Consider the following 6,399-nt stretch of genomic DNA (forward strand, 5'->3'; position numbering starts at 1 on the left):
CAACACATGATGCATCATCCTGAAAATAGTTTAATACGTATGAATGAAGATTATGGATAGAAAAAATTTCTTTAAACAAGCATGTTTCGCAGGCGTTTGTTTTTGCGGATTTAGCAGCATTTCCGGTTTAGCAACCAGCAATACATCACCAGTTGAGGATAACAATAAACAACTTAATCAGGATTGGCTATCCGATTTGCTTTCCAACTTAAATCAGGAACTGGGAGAGGATATTTTAAGAAGTATTATTAAAAAATCATCCATAGTGCATTACAATAATTTAAACATGGATGCATTACTGGCAGATTATGTTGGTGATTTGGATAAGTTTAATACATATATTGAAAGCGCCTGGGGATGGAAGATTGACTATAACAAGACCGCAAAAGTATTAATAGCAGATGAAAATAAAGCGAATTGTGTTTGTCCGGTTTTAGAGCACAAAAAAGGATTGAACACTTCTGCGATCTGTTATTGTTCTGAAGGATTCGCCGAAAAAATGTTCTCTTATGTAACCGGAGGTCCTGTAACAGCTACAGTAATTTCTTCTGTTAGAAGAGGTGATAAAAGCTGTAAATATAAAATTGAGATGCCTTAATTAATGCAACAATCACAAACGACCAACAAAGGTTTATATAAAACATGACTGCTTTAGTAGACCTACAAGCAATTCGAAATCATACAGTTAGGAACAAGACCAAAAAACGACACAACCATTATTAAACATAACCGAAAGATGAAAAAAACAAGACTAATTTTACTTTTTGCATTATTTTCAGGCATTTGTCTTGCACAAAAGAAAACGAGTTGTATCGATTTTACATCCAAAGACTGGAAGACTTTTGGCTCCGAAATAACAGAGTTCGATTCAATATTGACCACATATATTCCCAAAGGAACCGGAATTGGATATCTGGATGGTTTCGATTTTCAAAATGGAACTATTGAGTGCGATTTATATTCACCGTCAAACAAAGCATATTTGGGGCTTGTGTTCAGGATCACATCTTTGACTAATTTTGAAAACATTTATTTCCAACCTCATACCAGCGGGAAATGGGATGCTGTACAATATGATCCGATTTTTAACGGGTCCGCAACGTGGCAGCTCTATAATGGTACAGCATATCAGGCCGTAGCAAATATTCCTGTAAGAGAATGGTTTCATGTAAAAATCCAGGTTATAGGTGATTCTGCAAAAGTCTATCTCAACAATCATCCCAAACAGGTATTTTCCGTGAAATTAAAGCATGATTATTCATCAGGTTCTATTGGCGTTTTCAGTTATCATCCCGCTTATTTTGCAAATCTTAAGGTGACAAAATCTGATACGGTTTTATCATTAAAGCCCGAACCAACACCTACATCAAACAAAGCATACATTTCAGGTTGGTTGATTTCTGAACCCTATAACAATTATGATTTCAACCTTGAAAAACCATTCTTAAATGATAGCATTGTAAGTAAATGGCACAAAATAAATACCGAAGAAAACTATTTGATGAACCTTAACAGGCATTTTACTTTTTCAAAATCAAAAAACACGGTACTGGCAAAAGTGATTATCAATTCAAAAAAGCCACAAAAAAAGAAATTATATGTTGGTTATAGTGATAAAATAAAAATTTACCTGAATAACAACAGCCTTTTTACGGGTGATAATAGCTTTCATGAATCCGACGAATTTGAAGACAGAGGCTATGTACTGGATCAACATCAAATGACAGAACTTCCATTACAAGCAGGTAAAAATGAGTTGATCCTGGAAATTTCGGAAAAAAAGTTCGGATGGGGTTTTATAGCACAGCTGGAAAATTTAAAAGGCATTGAAATTATACATCCATAAAGACCAATAACAAACTATCAATTAAACTAACCTGTAAATAAATTTATGAAAACAAAGCTGCATTTTTACTACCTGGTATGCGGAGTATATTCCTGGTTGAATGCACGACCCCGTTGCAGAGCAGATAGGGTATCAATTAAGGATTATTCGTTTAATCGCCCCCAAGGGCGGAGAATAAAACCCTTAGATCCCTTGACAAAAGCCCGGGATCAGTTCCACTTTGTAATTTCAGTTCACTTCGTTTCTGAAATCACTGTATCACTGATTTAATCCGTCCTCTTTTGTCCTTTGTATCACTTTTTTATGTATTTTAGTCTCACCAAAATTGAAAAGAACCTGTATCCTTTTGATACGCTCTGATATAACCTGTAATGCAATATTATTTTAAAACATTACTAAAAATAAAGCAGATAAGAATTCGGCTTAATCCTATTAACCGGAACATAAAACCGAATAATTGTAGGTATATATACTAGTTATGGGCAATAATAAATGAGACATGAGTGTTGCAATTGATGGCATAAAAGGATATGAATACCAATACAAAGTAACAGTATTGATTGCTCTAATAACGAAAGCAGATAAAGTTGAATTGTATGTTGAAAAAGAGGGCAGTGAAGATGCTTTGCTATTGATTGAAATTAATGGATTTACATTTAATATAGAAATTCAGGTAAAGAGAGAGAGTAATTTAATTGATATAACTAAAATTGTTCATTGGCTATCTCATTTTCAAGAACGGAAATCCGACAATAACCTACTACAAAAGCTAATTGACAATAGTCAAAATATAGCTCTATTTGTTACTCATTCAAGATGCTCTGATTCTATATTACAGTTAAAGACTGATTTTCTCTCTTTTGAAAAACACAACTCTATATCGTTTACACAAGGGTTCTATGATGATTTCAAGAAAGCTTTAAAGAGTATAAAATTTGGAGCCTCTGATTTAATGAATAATCGAGAACAATTCTGCAAATCACAGGCTGATACTTTAAAATCCAAAACTGAATTAAATAAAACATTAGAACAGTGTTTAATCTTTGAAGAGTTCACTGATGAAAAGGTGGATAATTATATTACCTCAATTCTAAATAATGATTATTCTATTGCTCAATCAAGAACTGATATTGTTTATCTACAACTACTTGAAATTGTAAAAGATGGTAGAGATAGTGGAAAGGATATTTCAAATAATATCAAAGATTATCTTCAATCAGTAAAGATAGGTACTCCAATTATCGATTCTCAATATAGGGAAAGAAAAGAAGAGAGTTTATTAATTGAGGAACTTGCAAAAAACAGTGTTTTATTTTTAACTGGAATTTCACAATGTGGTAAGACAGAATTAGCAAAAACTATTGCTAACTATTATGTCAATAAAGGTTATGACTACCAAATACATGATGATATTTCAGACCTAAAACGGTATCTGAACTCGAACATTTCCGACAATAAAATTGCAATATTAGAAGACCCTTTTGGGCATATTTCATTAAATGCTAATTATTTCGAAATCCTGCACAAAATAAAAGATTTAATTGGAAATAAAGAGAAACATCACTTTGTCATCGTTTCATCAAAAATAGAATTGTTAAGTGAAGTTTTTGATTCGTATAATAAATCAGATTATAACATCAAAGGGTATCATTGGCAAGATTTGACAATAAAGGATAAAGAACAAATAAATTCATTTTGGGAACTTATTGCAACAAACAAACCTTTACCAAAGGAAATTATCAGTACTGTTTCAAGAGGAATCATAGAAAGTGAAAATCAGAATGTTTTACAAATTGGACAATTGATATATTTAGTCAATGAAGAGATAGACCAATTAACAAAGAAAGATTACAATGAGCTTGAACATATTGCAAGAAGAAACTCGGTTGAAATTGCCAATGATATAAAAACTAAAAATAAGCTAGCTTCAAATATACTTGCAATAAGTTCAATCTGTTCAGACCCAATTCATAAATTAGAATTTCAGGATTTAGCTTACATTCTATCAAGTACAACGGATTTACTTTCCATTACAAATAAAAAGGTATTTACAAGTAGTTTTGGTGATGATAAGACACCACAATTTCCAAAATATTCAAAAGATATAGGTTTAACTGAAGAGGTTATAAATGCTATTAGCTACCTTGAAGAAAGAGGACTGGTTGCCGTATCTTCTGACTCATTGTTAATTACGCACCCAAATTATTATGAAGCTGGAAGGTATTTATTTTTTGAAAGAAGCTCATTACAACAAAAGCCTAAGCTTGAACAATTTAAAAGGAGTATTGCTTGCTTAAATCCAATTACTTCATTGTTGGCTGCAAAAAATTATTCTTTCATTTATAATAAAATAAAAGAAGAACATAAAAACACAGTTGTTCAAACCGGATTTATTGGTTTAGATTCAATATTTCCTTCTGTTGAAGACATTTCTCTTATTTTCTTAACCAAGTTTATTCATAAGCTTGAAGAAGAGCAATACCGACAATTGGTTGGTAAAATTCAAAGTGGAGGAACTAGTAGTTCTAACATATATTGGCATAACGATATACCATTCATTTCAAATGAAGGTGGATTTTCAAACTTTTTTGTAGACCAAGATGAAGCAATTATAAAACGAGCTGAAGAATCAATTTTAAAAGGAACTAAACCAAATATACATGATGCGTGGATTTATGTTGATGGATTAAAAAGGGAAAAGCAGGTTTTACAAAAAGATATTCGTTTGCTATTGCAATTCAGTGAGGGATTTATTCGTCAAAAAGTAGTTTATAAAGTATTTTTACATCCAGAGATTATTGATAATGAACTTATTAAAGAATTATTTAACGATGAGCACCCATCCGTAGTTTTTAGCACAATTCGAGCATCATTACTTAATTGGTTTTCTCTTTCTGATAGTCTTCAATCGTTAATCAAAGAATTATCAATTAAATCATTTTCTAAAAAGGATATTGCAATAAGAACTTTTAGTCTTATCTCAACATTCTCGATTGATTATGGTCATGAAGCGGTATTTAGTCGAGACTTTGATGAAACTCAAAAAAAGAAAATGTGGCTAGTATGGGGTGAGTTGTTTCCTGTTTGTGTTGAAAATGTACCATTAGGTGTTCATATTAACTCTGCTCGCTTTGGTGTTACAATGGATGATTCCATAGCATATTTAGATGAACAAATAGGTTTGAAAGTTTTAAATGCATGGTATAAAAGAATTGATTATCAGATAAAAAACGGAAAATTTCTTGATGAATATGAAATGTCTATTTCTGATAGTTTAATGAAATTAACTTCAAATAATTCTAAATATAGAAAGGAATTATTTTTAAAATTAATTAATTACAAAGATACATGCTTTTTGCTTTCAAATTTAAAATGGATTATTGAATATTGGGAAAATCTAGATGCTTTTGAAAAGCAACAAATACTACTTTTGATAAAAAGTAGTAGAGTAGATTTAAGGTGGATTAAAGCTGTTATTTTAAATTCATATTCTCCCACTCCAAGTGAGTTAACACAGTCAATTCTTGGAATAGATAATTTAGAAGAATTACATGCAAATGATATTATAAAAGCCTTCTCACCCCAGCTATTACGGGATTGTCTAAATGTTTACTGTGGTTACCCACAACCCTTATATTGGTTAGCGGTAGACCATCACAATAGAGAGTTTTGGGGAAAAATAATTAGGACGATTTTTTTAAGTGAAGACAATATTGGTTTTGATATTTGTCTTCAAGAATTTCTTAATCACGGAGTTAATGGTTTTGGTGATGATTGGAAAGATTGGGAGCATTTATGGAGTCAAATGTGCAAGCAATCAAAAAACAAAAAATTATTGGCTACGACATTGGCATACAATACAGCAAAATGTACATGTAACACGCATTATGCAAACAAGTTGTGGACTATTTTAATTGAGAGTTATAAAGATATAAATAGTGAGAATGAAATAATTGAATTTGTAGTTGAAAATATTGAAATGTTACAACAAACAGGACACAAAGAAGATATTTTTGACATATTTAGTGAAGAGTTTTTATTAAAAGTTTTAGAAAAACTTCAACCTGATTATTTAATATTCACTGTGTTAAAATTGGCTGAAAAGGAAAAGCTTATTAGTAATGAACTATTGGATAACTTAGAAAAAATAGTGCAAAAATTGAATATTAGATTTTTTGGGACATTCAATTATATGAATAAACTAATGAAGAAAGAGAAATTACCCAGTCAACTAAAATCTTTACCAAATTTAATTAATGAAACAGGAAAAAGTGAGCTGGAGAAATTAAAGTATATTGAAGAATACAAACTGGATGATTGGATAGGAATAAATTAAAGCCCATAACAATGTATAAAAATAATAGCCGAGATAGTTGTAAATTCAAGGGTTTTAGCCCGCTTTATCTTTCTTGTAACTTGACAGGAAAGTGCCACGCAGTCGGCTACTATTCTTATACTCACCGTTAAAAGAAGCAAGGTACGATATAGGGACATCCTTTACAAAGTTATAGTGACATAGTTTACACTTTTTAAGTTGTAATTTGAGAAATAAA

Annotated in this window: 3 protein-coding genes; all 3 read left to right on the plus strand. The window is 31.1% G+C overall.

The genetic code is table 11. The features are described from left to right. The first annotated feature begins 52 nt into the window (after window positions 1-52). The 3 genes from ACE01N_RS18660 (at window position 53) to ACE01N_RS18670 (ending at window position 6,182) form a co-directional block, all read left to right on the plus strand. On the plus strand, window positions 53-598 hold the full coding sequence (locus tag ACE01N_RS18660) for a hypothetical protein (protein ID WP_380592252.1): 546 nt from the start codon (window positions 53-55) through the stop codon (window positions 596-598). A 138-nt stretch (window positions 599-736) separates the two neighbouring features. Then, window positions 737-1,846 carry a 3-keto-alpha-glucoside-1,2-lyase-like domain-containing protein gene (locus tag ACE01N_RS18665; protein WP_380592254.1) on the plus strand — a complete coding sequence of 370 codons (1,110 nt, stop codon included), beginning with the start codon at window positions 737-739 and terminating at the stop codon, window positions 1,844-1,846. Window positions 1,847-2,345: 499 nt separating this feature from the next. Beyond that, a complete protein-coding gene (locus ACE01N_RS18670; protein ID WP_380592256.1) occupies window positions 2,346-6,182 on the plus strand; it encodes an nSTAND3 domain-containing NTPase in 3,837 nt (1,278 codons plus the stop codon). Window positions 6,183-6,399: the final 217 nt, after the last annotated feature.

The sequence above is a fragment of the Quyinboa ferrireducens genome, assembly GCF_042436675.1.
Taxonomy (GTDB): Bacteria; Bacteroidota; Bacteroidia; order Bacteroidales; family UBA5342; genus JBHJHP01.